The sequence below is a fragment of the Pseudomonas sp. SWRI68 genome (assembly GCF_014269165.1).
Classification (GTDB): domain Bacteria; phylum Pseudomonadota; class Gammaproteobacteria; order Pseudomonadales; family Pseudomonadaceae; genus Aquipseudomonas; species Aquipseudomonas capeferrum.
In genome coordinates, this window is sequence record NZ_JABWRU010000010.1 from 24,463 (window position 1) to 42,314 (window position 17,852).

General features: G+C 63.8%; 4 protein-coding genes and 1 pseudogene. All 5 read left to right on the forward strand.

Features of this window, described 5'->3' with window-relative positions; genetic code table 11:
- Positions 1-109 precede the first annotated feature (109 nt).
- Positions 110-372: pseudogene (locus HU770_RS16105) on the forward strand (transporter); the annotation flags it as partial.
- Between the two features lie 112 nt (positions 373-484).
- Positions 485-1,246, forward strand: a complete 762-nt coding sequence (locus HU770_RS16110) for an efflux RND transporter periplasmic adaptor subunit (RefSeq protein WP_186664213.1) — start codon at positions 485-487, stop codon at positions 1,244-1,246.
- Entirely contained in the window at positions 1,233-2,579 is a 1,347-nt protein-coding gene (locus HU770_RS16115) for an HlyD family efflux transporter periplasmic adaptor subunit (protein WP_186664215.1), read from the forward strand. Before HU770_RS16110 ends, HU770_RS16115 begins: the two co-directional genes overlap by 14 nt.
- Entirely contained in the window at positions 2,579-4,672 is a 2,094-nt protein-coding gene (locus HU770_RS16120; RefSeq protein ID WP_186664217.1) for an HlyD family efflux transporter periplasmic adaptor subunit, read from the forward strand. Before HU770_RS16115 ends, HU770_RS16120 begins: the two co-directional genes overlap by 1 nt.
- Before the next feature lie 98 nt (positions 4,673-4,770).
- Positions 4,771-17,820 (forward strand): VCBS domain-containing protein, encoded by a 13,050-nt coding sequence (locus tag HU770_RS16125; RefSeq protein ID WP_186664219.1) that lies wholly within the window; start codon positions 4,771-4,773, stop codon positions 17,818-17,820.
- The last annotated feature ends 32 nt before the right edge of the window (positions 17,821-17,852 follow it).

A 17,852-nucleotide genomic window follows, 5' to 3' on the forward strand; every position in this document is an offset into this window, starting at 1 on the left:
CTCCACGGTCAACGCGAACAATCGGCCTTTTTTGGCTCTTCCGGCGCGCTATGTGCCTACGCCTGCGTGATCAGGCTAGCGCATGACGCAGACAATGGCAGACCAGGAGCAGCGCTTTTTCTTCTCACCGAAGCAATCCACCGCAAGTGGCTGGATACTCGGCGCAGGGCTGGCGCTGCTGATTCCGGCTGGCAGCAATGACATATTGAGCAGTGAACCGTGGGGGTTTGGGCCAACCGCCGTTACCTTGAAACAGGCCAACGGTTGGACTCATGGCATTCTGGCCAACCATATCTGGGGGCTGGAAGGCAGCCCTGCGGATGGCAAGACAAGGTCAACCAGACGTTCCTGCTGCCTTTTTTCTCCTTTACCCTCTTTCCTCGCTGATTGCACGATATTGGGCAAACGGTGGTTTCCTTCCTAGTATGAAAACGTCGTGCAGTTAGCGCTGCGCTTTACGATGCATCCAAGCAAGGAGTCGAGAATGCATTTGCCCGACGTCAAACACCGATACCTGCCGTTGCTGCTAGCCTTCGCCAGCGTCGCTGCGCATGCCGAACAAGACACCGCAGAGGACAACCCGCAGCTGATCCGCGTACTGCTTGCGGCCGAGTTGGAAACCACACTGTCCAGCCAGATGAACGGCACCTTGAGCGAGCTCAAGACCCGCTTCGGTGAACATGTGGCTAAGGGCTCTAGCCTGGCACGCTTCAACTGTAACGAAGCTCAGGCACGGGGCAAGGTCGCGGTGGCTGAACTGGCAATGGCCCGGCAGAACCTGGAGGCGAAGAAACAGCTGCGCAAGCTGGATGCCGTAGGCGATATCGAAGTGGCCGCCGCCAACACCGACGTGCAGAAAGCCGACGGTGCCCGCGCCATGGGCGAGGCGCAAATGAGCTACTGCCAGGTACTGGCACCTTTTTCAGGCCATGTGGCCAAGGTTTACGTCAAGCCTTACCAGACCGTCAGCGCCGGTACGCCGCTTTTCGACCTGGTGAGTGATGGGGCGTTGAAAGTGCGCCTCAACGTGCCTTCCAGCCAGTTGAAAACCCTCAGCCCCGGTCAACCCCTGGAAGTGAGCGTTCACGAGACGGGCAAGACCTACCCGGCCAAAGTCAGCGTGATCAACGCCAGGGTCGATGCAGTGGCGCAGACGGTGGAGCTCGAAGCGCGCTTCGATCAGCGCTTCCCCGAATTGATGGCCGGCATGAGCGGCACCGCGCGGTTCGACCATGACCGTGAATAGGCCACTGCCCCATCCACAGCTGTTGCTGCAACTGGACGCCCTGCGGGACAAGGCCATGGCCGCCGAAACGCTTGGCGCATTGGCGTTCAGCATGGCCAACGACCTTTACCCGCTGCTGCCCTTCCATCAGGCGCTAGTGTTCAGCCAAGGCAAGGCCGGCCTTGAACTGCTGAGCGTGTCGGGCCTGGCGCGGACCAGCGAGGACTCGCCCTACCTGGTCTGGCTCAGGCGCACGAGCCGCTGGCTGGCCGAACGCCTGGCCGATGCGCAGCCCGCCTGGCTGACCGCAGACAACGCCGCGCCCCCCGCCGACATCGCCGAAGGCTGGGCCGAATGGTGGCCGTCGGGGCTGTGGTGCATACCACTGCACGCCCCTTCCGGCGAACGCCTCGGCGTGTTGATACTGCTGCTTGAAGAAGAGCCCCCAGTGGTTGTGCGCCAGCAACTGGAGGGGCTGATCCGCACGTGGGCCTACTGCTGGAACACGCTGACCCGGCGCCGGCGCCTGGGGGGCTGGCGGCCCAGCCGTCGCCAGGTACTGCTGGCCTCGTTAGTGGCCGCCGCGCTGTTGCTGGTGCCGGTGCGCCAGACGGCACTGGCACCGGCGCAGATCGTTTCGCGCCAGGCCCAGATCGTCAGCTCACCGATCGACGGCGTTATCGCCCAGGTCCTGGTACGCCCCAACCAGCCGGTGGAGGCCGGCACGCCATTGTTCACCCTTGATGAAACAACCCTGCGCAGCCGCGCCGAGGTGCTCGGCAAAGAGGTCGCCGTGGCCGATGCCGAGCTGCAGGCCGCCAGCCAACGGGCATTTGACAACCCGCAAAGCAAAAGCGAACTGACCCTGCTGCAGGGCCGTGCCCAGCAGCGGCGCGCCGAGCTGGCCGCCGTGCAGGCGCAGTTGCGGCGCACCCAGGTGCAGGCGCCGCGTGCAGGGGTCGCCGTGTTCAGCGACCCCAACGACTGGCTGGGCAAACCGGTATCGACCGGCGAACGCATCATGCACGTGGCCGACCCTGCGCAACCGGCCATGCAGATCCAGCTTGCCGTGGCCGACGCCATCGCCCTGGAGCCAGGTGCCGAGGTAACCTTGTTCCTCACTGCCTACCCGCTGCGCCCACTCAAGGGAAAAATCCTCGAAACCAGCTACCAGGCCAAGCCCAGCGATGACGGTGTGGTCGCCTACCGCCTGCTCGCCAGCATCGACGAACACGCCGAACATGCCCGCCTGGGCCTGCACGGCACCGCCAAGCTGTACGGTGGCAGAGTGATGCTCAGCTACTACCTGCTGCGCCGCCCGCTGGCCACCCTGCGCGCCTGGAGCGGCTGGTAATGCTCGACCTTACCGACCTGCCGCTGCCACCGCTGCGCGAGGACCTGCGCCTGTGCGAAGCCGCCGACAGCCGTGAAGGGGAACCCGCGTGGATGATCCACGACACGGTGCTTAACCGCTTCTACCGGATCGGCTGGCTGGAGTTCGAATGCCTTCTGCGCTGGGGCCAGACACCCCGTCAGATCAGCGAGGAGGTGTCGCGCGACAGCGCGCTCAACCCCGATGTCGAGCAAGTGCTGGCACTGCGTGCGTTTCTCGAACAGCACCAACTGCTGCGCCCGGGCCCTGAGCAACTGGCCAAGCTGCAAACCGCCAGCGAGGCGCGCACCTGGTCGAGCTGGCGCTGGTGGTTGCACCACTACCTGTTTTTTCGCATCCCGCTGTTACGCCCGCAAGCCGCGCTGCAGCGCTTGGCCGCCGCCCTGGGTTGGTTGTTCCATCCACTGACCGGGCTGCTGGTGATCGGGCTGACCCTGCTCGGCGTCATCCTGGTGATGCAGCAATGGGACAGTTTCACCCATGCGGTGGTGGAGTCGTTCTCCACCGAAGGCCTGTTCAGCTTTGCCCTGGCGCTGGTGGTAGCGAAAACCCTGCACGAGCTCGGCCATGCCCTGGTTGCCACACGCCTGGGGCTACGCGTCGGCCACATGGGCGTGGCGTTTCTGGTGCTGTGGCCGATGTTGTACACCGACACCGGCGAAAGCTGGAAGCTCAAACGTTCCCGCCAACGCCTGGCGATCGCTTCGGCGGGCATCGTCACCGAGCTGTCCCTGGCGGGTCTTGCAACCCTCGGCTGGGCCCTGTGTGACGATGGCGCCTTGCGCAACGCACTGCTATACCTGGCGACCACGAGCTGGGTGCTTTCCCTGGCTCTTAATGCCAGCCCCTTCATGCGCTTCGACGGCTACTTCATCCTCAGCGACCTGCTCGACTTCCCAAACCTGCACGAACGCGCGTCGGCACTGGCTCGGGTGGCCCTGCGGCGCACCCTGCTGGGGCTCGATGAGGCGTGGTCGGAGCCTTTTCCCGCTGGCCAACGGCGCCTGCTAGTGACGTTCGCCTTCGCCACCTGGCTGTATCGCCTGGTGCTGTTTCTCGGCATCGCCGTGGCGGTCTACCTGTTCTTCTTCAAACTGCTGGGGATCGTGCTGTTCATGGTCGAGTTGGCGTGGTTCATCGCGCTGCCGGTCAAACGGGAGCTGAGCCACTGGTGGCAACAGCGAGCACGCATCCCGGGGCGACGCAAGCAACTGTTCTACCTGTGCCTTGGGTTGCTTGTGCTGGCCCTGGCCGCGCCTTGGCACAGCCAGGTCGATGCCGTTGGCGTGGCCCGTGCCGAACATCAGTTGCGCGTGTACACCCCCTACCCAGCGCGGCTGAAAAGCCTGCATCAGGAAGGGCAAGTCGAGGCCGGTGAGGTGCTGGCAGTGCTGGACGAGCCTGATCTGGATTCACGCATGCGCAGCAGCGAGGCCAGCGCCCGCAGCTATCAGGCACGCTTGTCAGGCTTGCTCGCCGACCCTGCTGGGCTGGCTGAGGACGCCGCCACCCAGCAACGCCTGATGGTGCAGAACGAAGAGGCCCGTGCCGCGCGCAGCGAGATCGCCCGGCTCAACCTGCAGGCACCGTTCACAGGCAGATGGCTGGACCTGGACCCGGACTGGCAGCCCGGGCAGTGGCTCAATCGCCAGCAACCGCTCGGCATCCTGATAGACCCCAACCATTGGCAGATCGATGCCTATGTCGCTCAGGACCAGGTGCACCACTTGGCCGTGGGCAATGCCGTGAAGTTCTACCCAGAAGGTCAGGCCATCGCGCTTCGCGGGAAGGTGCTGGCACTAGGCAGCACCCGCGCCGGGCAATTGGCCCACCGCATGCTGTCCTCCCATTTTGGCGGCCCGGTGCCCACCAGCAGCGGTGAACCGATGGTCCCCAGCAGTGCACTGTTCCAAGTGCTGATTGCTCTGGATGAGCCGCTGGCAAGTGTGCGCGAGACCCGAGGCAGGCTAAAGATCGAAGGGCAAAAACGTAGTGTGCTGGGCGAGCTGGGAAAATGGCTAATTGGGGTTGGGCTGCGCGAAAGCGGGTTCTGAAAACTGCCTTCCGGCGCGTACTTCTCCCCACTGAAAAAAACCGTCTACGATTGCTTAGGCCTCGAACTTGTTGCAGAACATTTGAGCAGGGTATGGAAATGGACATCAAGAGCAGAGCCGGCTTCGCCACTGCCTCGCGCCCGCGGTCACAGACTGTTGCTCTTGAGCAACGCATCCTCTTCGACGGTGCCGCCGCTACTGCTGTCGACCAACAGCACCTCAGCGATGCCAGCGCTGCCGAAAGCAAAGACACCACTCACCCCGCTCCTACCGCTAGCGAAGCACAGACCGCCGCACCGGCGCCTGCCCCGCATAGCCTGGTAGTGATCGACGCCCGCGTAGAAAATCGCGACCAGTTGGTCGCCGACTTGCCCTTGGGCACCTCCGCGCTGGTGGTAGACCCTGGCCAGGATGCCATCGCAGCCATAAGCAATGCCTTGACGCGACTTGGCAAGGTCGATTCTATACAAGTGTTCTCGCATGGCGCCTCTGGCCAGTTCACCTTGGGCAACCAAGTGTTCACCAGCCATTCAGTCGAACAGCTGGGCGACCGCCTGAGCGCCTGGCGTGGTGAGCTGAATACCGGTGCCGACATCCAGCTGTATGGTTGCGATGTCGGCGCCGGCAGCGCCGGCCAGGCGCTGGTCAATGAGCTGGCGCGCTGGACGGGCGCCGACGTCGGCGCTTCCAGCAATGCCACCGGTAGCCCACTGGCCGGTGGCGACTGGCGCCTGGAGGTCAGCCATGGCGAAGTGGACAAGAACATTGCGCTCGCAGCCACCACCCTCGGTAGTTTCCAGGGCCTGCTGGCCGATGCCAGCCCTACCGCCAGCCTGGGCAGCAGTGGCGCCGAGGTTCAATTGGGCGAGCAGTTCACCTTCAGCGTGAGCTTCAGCAACCCCTCTACCCAGGAAGGCTATGCCCCGTTCATCGACGTGTTCATGCCGGCCACCGGGCGCGACGGTAACGACGGCGCCACGTTCGTCTCTGCCACCTACCTGGGCCAGGCGGTGAACAGTTTCGTGATCACCTTCGATGCTAGCGGCAATGCCACCCACCCGCTGGCCAAGGACGCCAGCGGCAACCCCGTGGTGATCAATGCCGCCAGCGTGGGCATGCAACCAGGCGACCAGATGGTGGTGCTGCAGTTGCCTTACGCCAGCGTCACCAACGGCCAGCCCAACATCGACATCCTGATCACCGCGCAACTGAGCGACCTGGCCGATACCAGTTATTCCGACGGTGCCCCCAACCTCACCATCAATACCCGCGCCGGCTTCGAATACGGCAACGATTCGCTGAACAATCCGGTGCAGGACCCGAGCCGGGTGGAAAGCGTGCTGCACAGTTTCATCGTCACGCCGACCCTGCTGAAAGTCACGCAAACGGTGAACATGCCCGAAGGCGAAACGGTCACTGGACCAAATTTCACCCGCACCCAGACCGTCACCGTAACTCCCGCTCCGGGGCAGACCCTGAGCAACGTCACCGTCACCCAGACCGTGCCCGACCAGGTGCATGTCAGCGCCATCACCCCGGGCCCGGGCGGTACCCTGGCATCGATCACCCTGCACGACGGTACCGTACTCACCAACCCGGCCCTCATTGCCTTGGCACTGGCCAACCCCAATGCCTTCGTGGCCAGCTATGACATCCACTACGATACCCTCAGCGCCGCCAGCGACACCCAAGTCAGCTTCTATGTGCCGGAAATCGACGCCAACGGCCGGCCGGTAATCGACCCGACCTCCGGCAACCCAGTGACGATCAACTTCGGCACCGCCAGCGTGACCGGTGCCTGGAGCCCGCTGGACCCACGCGATCGCCCCACCGACCCCGACGGTTACCCGGTCGATGAAACCGGCAACGGCCAGGGCGTGACTTTCGTCGCCAAGTCGATCACCCTGCTCAAGCAGGTCAACCTGCAGAATGATATCGGCACGCCAGGCCTCACGCCTGGCGATACCTTGCGCTACACCATGGACGTGGCCATCTCCGACTTCTTTGCCTTCGGCGAGAACATCCTCGAGCAAGGCCAGTTCACCCTGAACGACCTGCTCAGCGATGGCCAGACCTTCGACCCTAGCAACCCGCCAACCCTGGTCATCCAGCAGCACGGTAGCGCACAAAGCATTGCGTTGCTCTACACCCAGACGGTCAATGCCGACGGCAGCACTACACTGGTTTTCGACATTGCCGAATCCATTCGCAGGGCCATCGCAGGCCCCGGTGTCGCGGCGCTGTTTGGCGACCTCTATGACGACGACCTACAGGAAGGCGCGACGCGCCTGAGCATCGTCTACGACGCCCTGATCGACGCCACCTACACCACCGACCACCCACCCCACGATCAGCTCAACGAAGGCGACAGTGTCGGTAACAACGCCACGGTAGATGCCACCGTGCTGCGTGACGCGGTCAACCTCGGCGGCACCCAGACCGACGGCTCCAGCACCCTCAGCACCATTCAGACATCCACGGTCGATATCGAGCTCACCCAGGTCAATGGCAGCAACCCGCCGAGCAACGGCGAACTGCGCCCAGGCGACGTGGTGACCTTCACCATCAATTATGACCTGCAGGTTGCCGACTACGAAAACTTCAAGCTTACGGCCTACCTGCCTCTGCCCCTGCTCAACGCCAGTGGCATCAACTGGAGCTTCGGTACCGGTGTTGGCCAATGGACGTTCGGCAGCGGCAACAACATTCTGGATGTGCCTGACAGCGTCACCACCGGCCCTGGCAACTCGATCATCTTCGACTTCGGTAATTACGTGTCCGGTGGGCTTGACGGCGGCACCGTGCAAGTACGCTTCACCATGGTCGTGGGCGACCAGCCTTTTGCCGACCAGCGTGAACTGGACGTGCTGGCACAATCGAGCCAGACCACCACGGTCGACAAGGCCGTGCTCACGTCCTCGGATGTGGCGGTGATCGAGTCGGTCGCCGAACCGGTGCTGGATATCAGGCACGGTGTGGTGGCCAGCAGCAATGGTACGGTCACCGGAACGACCGGCAGTTGGGCCGCCCCCGGCACCAGCGGCGTGCCGTTCAGTGGCAGCGTCACCGGCCTGGCGGCGGTGGATGGCAATGTCACGGGCATCGACGGTGCCGACACCCTGCGCCTGGCTACCGCCCTGAAGAACAGCGGCGGCGGCGGTGCCTACGATGTCAGCACCCGCATCACGCTGCCTGCCGGCCTGTCGTTTGCCGGTGGCAACCTGGAGGCGGCCAACCTGCAGGTCTACCGGGGTGACGGCACCCTGCTGGTGCTGGGCAGCGACTACAGTATCAACGGCAATGCCATCACCTTCCTCGACGCCAACGGCCAGGCCACCTTGCTGGCTGGCCGCGCCGGTACCGCCAGCGATCTTGCCGGCAGCAACGTGGTGGTCATTACCTATGACGTCACCGTCGACAACGCCATCCTGGCCTCCAGTACCTTGCAAAGCACCGCAGCACTGACCTACTACGCCAGTGTCGATGGCGGCCAGGACTTCACCCCGGCCGACCTCACGGAAGTCGCCAACCAGCAGGTTGCCGCGCCGACCATCAGCAAGACATACAAGGACGGCACCCTCACCGAGGATGATTCGAGCGCCACGCACACCACAGGCAGCAACCTGGTCATCGGCGAAAGCATCACCTACGACATCGTCGTCAGCCTGCCGGAGGGTTCCACGGGCAGCCTGCGCGTCAACGACCTGCTCCCCCCCGGGCTGCGCCTGGACCCTCGTTTCAATGGCAACCTGGGCTATGAAATCATCACCACCACTGCAGGTAGCGCAGCCTTGGCCGCCAACTTCAACGGCGTGCTCGACGTCAACCCGATAACCCTGGACGGCAGCGACGGCGCCGACCTGCTGCTGGTGTTTGGCAGCGCCGGGGCCACTGCCGACAACATCACAGGCAATAACAGTTTCGTCATTCGCCTGGTGCTGGTGGCCAGCAACGTGACCGGCAACCAGCAGGGCACAACGCTCAACAACGGCGCACAACTGTTCTACAGCGACCCCGACGGCGATACCCCCAACGGCACGACCGCCGTCGATCGCAGCCTCGACAGTGCCCAACAACCCGGCGTGACCCTTGTCGAGCCCACCCTCAGCGTCACCCAGCAGGTGACATCTACCCCCACGTTCGGCGGGTTCGACGAGGGCGACCCCATTACCTTCACCATCACGGTGGCCAACAACTCGGGTACCGACGCGTTCGACATCAGCCTGCTGGACCTGCTGCCGACCGAGATCGACAACCTGCAGATCAGTGGCACGATTCAGTACAGCGGCGGCGCCAGCAACAACGGCGGCGTCGATTTCGTCATCTCCAATGGCCAACTGGTGACCGTCAATGGCGCCAATATCGACATTGCCAATGGCGGCAGCATCGTCATTACTCTGGCGGGTGTGGTCAATGCCACCGCCGCGGGCCAGGCCGCTATCCCCAACAATGTCGAGGTGCGCTGGAGCAGCCTGAACGGCACTGACTCCGGCACTGACACAGTCAATGGTGAGCGCAGCGGCGACGACGGCCGCCTCGACTCTGGCGTGCTCAACGACTATCGCGTGTTGAGTGCCTTGCTGATCCCGGTCACCAACGGTATTCAGGTGTCCCGCGTGGGCGGCGTGGCCGACACGCCCCCGCCCAGCAACAGCAACGGCACCACCGACACCAGTGGCCTGTTGGAAACCGTATTGGTCGGCGAAATCGTCCGTTACCGCGTGGCGGTTCTGGTACCGACCGGCGACAACCCTGGGTACCAGATTCGCATCGAACTGGCGGCGGGCCTGGAGTTCATCCCCGCCGACCTCAACAACATCCTGATCGCCATGGTGTCGAGCCAACTGGGCGGCCTTACCACCGATGCGACCGATCTGCTCAGCGGCGGCACGCTGTATATGACCGGCAACCAGGACAGCGACGTGGCCTTGCCTATCCGCACCGACCTGAGCGGCACGACACCGTCCGGCACCTTCGACGGCAACAATGGCCGACTGGTGATCACCCCCAACGACGACGGCAGCCAGACCATCACCTTCAACCTCGGCAACCTGACCAACACCGAAGCCAACGACAGCGACATCGAAGGCGTGATCCTCGAGTTCAACGTGCGGGTCAGCAACGTGGCGGGCAACCTGGCCAACAGCCAGCTGGGCATGACCGTGTTCGAACACGTAGGCGAAAACGGTGGCGTGGACCGAGGCAAAAGCGACACGGTGTTCGAGCGCGTGGTGGAACCCAGCTTCACCAACCCGGACAAATCGGTCGTCGATGTGACCCCAGGCAGCGGCACGACCAATGCCACGGTGTCGGTGAGCTTTACCCAGGACGGCGGCGCGCCCGCCTACAACACGCACCTCGCCGACCAGTTCCCCAGTGGCAGCAACTATCAGGTACAAAGCATCCTGCTCAACGGCGTGGCGCTGGACCTCGGCAACCTGCCCAGTGGCGTCAGTTTCAGCGATGGCACGGCAATCGCCGTGGACTTCGACCGCCTTGCACCAAATGACTCGGTCCAGGTGATCTATACCGTCACCTTGCCAAACGTCACCATCGCCGACAACGCCGCCAGCGCCGCCGTACTGACCTGGACCAGCCTGCCCAGCGATTTCGAGACCAACGGATGGGGCGGCTCGCTGCCCGCCACTGCCGGTGGCAGCACCGGCGAGCGCACCGGCCAGGACGGTCCCGGCGGGCTGAACAACTACATCCTCAGCGACGGTGCCGGCATGGGCGTGGTCCAGGGCACATTGTGGGACGACACCCGCAGCGCCACGGACAACATCACCCCCGACGGCCCAGGCCTGGACGGCATTACCGTGACCCTGACGTGGGCCGGCGACGATGGCGTGTTCGGCAGCGCTGACGACCGCACCTTCAACACCCTCACCGCCAACGGCGGCCTCTACCAGTTTGCGCTGCTGCCTTCGGGCAGCTACCTGATCGCTGTGGCGCAGGACCATCAAGCCAGCGCCGGCAACAATTACCGGGTGCGCATCGATACCGACAGTGGCGCTGCAGCTGTCGGCCTGGGCAGCATCGACCTTACCCTCGGTGAAGGCACTACCGGCACGGCCGATGCCGGCTACGTGCATGTCAACGAGGCGCCGGTCAACACCGTTTCCGACCAACACGGCCAGGAAGACACGGTGCTACACATTGGTGGCCTCGCCATCAGTGACCTGGATGTAAACGCAGGTACCGCCGACGGCATCATGACCATCACCCTCACGGTGGTGCACGGGGTCATCTGGCAGACCGCAACACCGCCTGCGACCACTGCTACACCACCGACCGGCGCGGGCCGAAGCCTGGTGCTCAGCGGGACCCTGAACGAACTGAACGTGCTGCTGAGCCAGCTCTATTACAAGGGCGACCAGGACTTCAATACCTTCCGCGACCAGGAAACCCTGACCATGGTCTCCAATGACCAGGGCAACTTCGGCGACGCCCCGCTCAACGGTGACGGTATCCCCGGGCAGAACCCGGCCGATGCACTGACCGACACCGATGTGATGAGTATCGTCATTGACCCGGTCAACGATGCCCCGATCGCCAACGCCGACCTGGCAATCGCCGTGGAAGCCGGTGGTTTGAACAACGCCGACCCTGGCGTGAACCCGACCGGCAACGTGCTGGACAACGACACCGACGTCGATATCCAGACCAACAACGACGTGCTCGCCGTGACCCGTGTTGCCAACAGCACCACCCCTGCTGGCGTGGCAGTGGCCGCCAATGGGGTCACCACCTTGCAGGGCCTGTACGGCATGTTGTCGATTACCGCGAACGGCGGTTTCCAGTACATCGTCGACAACGCCAACCCCGCCGTGCAGGCGCTGCGCACAGCGGGTGATTTCATTACCGAAGTATTCGCCTATGACATCATCGACAGCGGCGGCCTGACCAGCAGCGTAGCGCTGCAGATCAATATCCATGGTGCCAACGACACCCCTGTCGCACACGGCGATACTGCCACCGCCATCGAAGCCGGAGGTACCAACAACGGTACGCCTGGGCAGGATGCCAGCGGCAATGTGCTGGACAACGACACCGATGTGGACGCCGTGGCCTTGGGCGAGACCAAGCAGATCAGCGCGGTACGCTTCGACGGCCTGGGCGGCGGCCAAATCATCCCCGTTTCCAGCGACCAACCCTCCAACATACTGGCGAACTTTGGGACCTTGACGATTAACGCCGATGGCAGTTACCGCTACGTCATCGATAACAGCAACGCCGCTGTACAAGCGCTTTCACCCGGCCAGACACTGATCGAGCAGTTCACCTACCAGATGGCCGACGCCGATGGTTTGAGCTCCGTAAGTGTCTTGGTCATCACCATTGAGGGCGCCAACGATGCCCCGGTCGCTGTGGACGACCAGGGTACTGCCAGTGCAGGAGCCACGGACGGCAGCCCGGCGCCGGCCAATGCCACTGGCAACGTGATCACCGGCAATGCCGGCGTCGGCACTGACACCGACGTCGACAACCTCGACCAACCAACGGCCACCCAGCTCAAGGTCGGCGGTGTGCGCAGCGGGCTGGAAACTGCCGGCGGTACATTCAACCCGGTGGCCAATGGTGCCCCTGCCACTCTCACCGGCACGGTGGCCCGCCTGGCCGACAGCAGCCTGATCAGTGGCAATTTCGGCCAACTGCTTCTGAATGAAGACGGTAGCTACAGCTTTGAGGTCAACAGCACCGACCCGGCGATCCTTGCCCTGTCAGCCGGGCAAAGCCTGGAAGTGATCTTCACCTACCAGATCCACGACAGCGGCGGGCTGACCGACCAGGCACAGTTGGTGATCACCGTGACAGGGGTCAACGACCCGCCCGTGGTCAACCCGGTCAGCGTCGACGCCATCGAGGCTGGCGGGCTGAACAATGCAACCGCTGGCCTGGACCCGAGCGGCAGCATCCGCGCCGCGTACAGCGATCCGGACGGCGATACCCTGACCGTCAGCGCCGTGGTCAGCCCGACCGGCGTCAACGGCACACCGGGCCAAGCCCTGGCCGGCAACTATGGCAGCCTGGTGCTGGATGCCCAGGGCAACTACCGCTACGTGGTGGACAACAGCAACAGCGCCGTGCAGGCCCTACGCACCGACACCGACCGGCTCACCGAGGTGTTCCAGTACAGCGTCAGCGATGGCAACGGCAAGGTGGTCACCGCCAGCTTCACCGTGGTCATCCACGGCCGCAACGACACGCCCGTTGCGGCCGACGACAGCGCCATTGCCATTGAGGCCGGAGGCATCAACAACGGCTCGCCTGGGCAGGATGCCAGCGGTAATGTGCTGGACAACGACACCGATGTGGACGCCGTGGCGTTGGGCGAAACCAAGCAAGTCAGCGCGGTACGTTTCGACGGCCAAGGCGGTGGGCAGATCGTTCCCGTTACTACTAACCAGCCGACCAATGTGCTGGCGAGCTTCGGGACCTTGACGATCAATACCGATGGCAGCTACCGCTACGTCATCGACAACAGCAACGCTGCTGTGCAAGCGCTTTCGCCCGGCCAGACACTGGTCGAGCAATTTACCTACCAGGTGGTCGACGCCGATGGCTTGAGTTCCATGACCCTTCTGGTGATCACCCTCCAAGGCGCCAACGATGCTCCGGTCGCTGTGGACGACCAGGGTACTGCCAGCGCGGGAGCCACGGACGGCAGCCCGGCGCCGGTCAATGCCTCTGGCAACGTGATCACCGGCAATGCCGGCGTCGGCACTGACACCGACGTCGACAACCTCGACCAACCAACGGCCACCCAGCTCAAGGTCGACGGTGTGCGCAGCGGGCTGGAAACTGCCGGCGGCGCCCTCACCTCAGTGGCCAACGGCGCCCCTGCCACCCTCACCGGAACAGTTGCCCGCCTGGCCGACAGCAGCCTGATCAGTGGCAATTTCGGCCAACTGCTTCTGAATGAAAACGGTAGCTACAGCTTTGAGGTCAACAGCACCGACCCGGCGATCCTTGCCCTGTCAGCCGGGCAAAGCCTGGAAGTGATCTTCACCTACCAGATCCACGACAGCGGCGGACTGACCGACCAGGCACAGTTGGTGATCACCGTGACAGGGGTCAACGACCCGCCCGTGGTCAACCCGGTCAGCGTCGACGCCATCGAGGCTGGCGGGCTGAACAATGCAACCGCTGGCCTGGACCCGAGCGGCAGCATCCGCGCCGCGTACAGCGATCCGGACGGCGATACCCTGACCGTCAGCGCCGTGGTCAGCCCGACCGGCGTCAACGGCACACCGGGCCAAGCCCTGGCCGGCAACTATGGCAGCCTGGTGCTGGATGCCCAGGGCAACTACCGCTACGTGGTGGACAACAGCAACAGCGCCGTGCAGGCCCTACGCACCGACACCGACCGGCTCACCGAGGTGTTCCAGTACAGCGTCAGCGATGGCAACGGCAAGGTGGTCACCGCCAGCTTCACCGTGGTCATCCATGGCCGCAACGACACACCTATCGCCACGGCGGACAGCGCCATTGCCATCGAGGCCGGTGGCATCAACAACGGTTCGCCTGGGCAGGATGCCAGCGGTAATGTGCTGGACAACGACACCGACGTGGACGCCGTTGCCTTGGGCGAGACCAAGCAGGTCAGCGCGGTACGCTTCGACGGCCAGGGCAGCGGCGGGACCGTCCCCGTTACCAGTGCTCAACCAACCAATGTGCTGGCGAACTTCGGTACCTTGACGATCAACGCCGATGGCAGCTACCGCTATGTCATCGATAACAGCAACGCCGCTGTGCAAGCGCTTTCGCCTGGCCAGACGCTGGTCGAGCAGTTCACCTACCAGATGGTCGATGCCAATGGCCTGAGTTCCACGACCCTTCTGATGATCACCCTTCAAGGCGCCAACGACACGCCCGTGGCCGTGGACGACCAGGGCACCGCCAGTGCCGGTGCCACGGATGGCAACCCGGCGCCGGTCAATGCCTCTGGCAACGTGATCACCGGCAATGCCGGCGTCGGCACTGACACCGACGTCGACAACCTCGACCAACCAACGGCCACCCAGCTCAAGGTCGACGGTGTGCGCAGCGGGCTGGAAACTGCCGGCGGTACATTCAACCTGGTGGCCAATGGTGCCCCTGCCACTCTCACCGGAACAGTTGCCCGCCTGGCCGACAGCAGCCTGATCAGTGGCAATTTCGGCCAACTGCTTCTGAATGAAGACGGTAGCTACAGCTTTGAGGTCAACAGCACCGACCCGGCGATCCTTGCCCTGTCAGCCGGGCAAAGCCTGGAAGTGATCTTCACCTACCAGATCCACGACAGCGGCGGGCTGACCGACCAGGCACAGTTGGTGATCACCGTGACAGGGGTCAACGACCCGCCCGTGGTCAACCCGGTCAGCGTCGACGCCATCGAGGCTGGCGGGCTGAACAATGCAACCGCTGGCCTGGACCCGAGCGGCAGCATCCGCGCCGCGTACAGCGATCCGGACGGCGATACCCTGACCGTCAGCGCCGTGGTCAGCCCGACCGGCGTCAACGGCACACCGGGCCAAGCCCTGGCCGGCAACTATGGCAGCCTGGTGCTGGATGCCCAGGGCAACTACCGCTACGTGGTGGACAACAGCAACAGCGCCGTGCAGGCCCTACGCACCGACACCGACCGGCTCACCGAGGTGTTCCAGTACAGCGTCAGCGATGGCAACGGCAAGGTGGTCACCGCCAGCTTCACCGTGGTCATCCACGGCCGCAACGACACGCCCATTGCGGCCGACGACAGCGCCATTGCCATCGAGGCCGGAGGCAGCGACAACGGCACCCCGGGGCAGCCCGGCAGTGGTAACGCGCTGAGCAACGACAGTGATGTGGATGCCGCCGACAGCAAGGCGGTCGATGGCATTTACCTGGGCACCCTCGCTGCCGGTGGAACGTTCATCCAGGTCAATGCAGGCTCGACCGTGGTGGCGGGTGCCTACGGCACGTTGAGCATCGACGCCAACGGCAACTACGTCTACACCGTCAACGACAGCCTGGCTGCCGTGCAAGCACTCAAGGCCGGCGAGCAACTGCGCGAAACCTTCAGTTACCGCATGCACGATACCGACGGTGCCAGCGCCCATGCACACATCAACATCACCGTCGAAGGCCGCTACGACGCCCCCGTGGCCCAGGACGACTTCGCCTACGCGGTAGCGGTGGACGACGATGGCAGCGGTGGGCGTAACCCCACTGGCAATGTGCTGAACAACGACACCGACGTCGATGCCAATGACACCAAAGTGGTCACCGCCGTGGGTGTGGGCGCCGAAAGCAGCAACCTGACCCTCGACCCGCTGACCGACAGCGCAACCGTCACCACCAATTACGGCACCCTGACCCTCAACGCCGATGGCAGCTACCGCTTCGTGGTCAACTCCAACGACCCCGACATCATTGCCCTCGGCTCACTGGGCTTCGTCATCCAGAACTACACCTACCAGGTCACCGACGGCGGCGGGCTGAGCGACACTGCCACCCTGACCATCTTCATCCGCGGCGAAAACCAGCCACCGATCGCCGGCCCCGACCAGGGCCTGACCGTCGAGGCCAGTGGCGTCGATAACAACATCCCGGGCAGCAACCCCAGCGGCAACGTGATGGACAACGACAGCGACCCGGACACCATCAACATCCTGTTCCCGGAAACCCTCGAAGTGCTCGCATTCTGGGCGGGTGACAGCCCGCTGTCAGGCAACGCCAGTCTGGTCGGGCAAACACTGCGTGGCCAGTATGGCGACCTCACACTTAATGGCGACGGCACCTGGAGCTATGTACTGGACAACAGCTTGCAGGCGGTGCAGGCATTGCGCGTCAGCGGCCAGGCTTTGGTCGACAACTTCACTTACCTGCTGGCCGACTTCTGGGGCGGCACCGCCAATGGCCTGCTGAGCATTACCATTGACGGGCGCAACGACTACCCCGTCGCCAATGAAGACACCGCCACTGCGGTGGAAGCCGGCGGGGTGAACAATGGCACTGCCGGCGTGGACCCGCGCGGCAACGTGCTGGGCAACGACACCGATGTCGACGGTGTGCAGTACGGCGAAACGAAGACGGTGCTGCAATACACCGGCGAAAACGGCCGCACGGCTACCGCCGGCCAAGTGCTGCAAGGCCTTTACGGCACACTGCTGATCAATGCAAACGGCAGCTATCTGTATGTCGTCGATAATGACAACCCGACCGTACAGGCCATGCGCGGCGCTGGCGAATCGCTGCGGGAAGTATTCACTTACCGCATGTTCGACACCGCCGGTGTCACTTCGGACGCACGCCTGACCGTGACTGTGCAGGGCGCCAATGACAATCCGGTGGCCCGCGACGATATCAATACTGCCAGCGACCAGGTACCGGCACCGCACACCAGCGGCAACGTGCTACCCAATGACAGCGATGTGGACGACGGCGACGGACTCACTGTGACAGGCATCCGTGCTGGTCAGGAAGCCGGTGCAGGTACGGCCGGCATGGTCGGCCAGCCCACCGTTGGCCAGTACGGCACCTTGGTGCTCAATGCCGACGGCAGCTACACCTACAGCATCGACCTGAGCAATCCAGACGTGTTGGCAGCCGCCGGCCTTGGGCAAGTACTCAAGGACTACTTCACTTACACCATCAGCGACCTGGCGGGTGCCACCGACCAGGCCCAGCTGGTCATCACGCTGGATATTTCCACCCCGTACATTCCCCCTGGCCCATATTTCGAACGCGACAGCCACAGCGGCCTGACGGATGCACCGCTGCCGGATGTCAACCCGGCGATCTTCGTCGCACCGGTGGTCGAGCGAGTCAACGAAGGCCTGACACTTTCCGCCTGGGGCGCCGATGGCAGTGATGTACGCCTGTTCGCCACACCCGAAATCGAAAGCCAGTCACTCGGCAACCAGCTTGGCCTGGTAAACGGGCAGTTCGTTGCCAGTGCAGTGGCACAAAGCCGACGCGCCAGTGCCGAAGACCAGAACTGGGCCCAGGGCCGCCACGGTGTCATCAGCCTGACCGCCGACGGCCTGTTGCCCGACCCATCGCTTTGGGCGCCGGCACAGGCCGACATGGTGTCGCAAGCGGAGAAAACCGCGCAGCCTGCACAGGGTTTTCGTGCGCAATTGCGTGAAGCCGCCCAGCGCCGCGGCAGCAACGCCCCATGAAGCCGATGCATTCACGGATGGACCAAGGACTG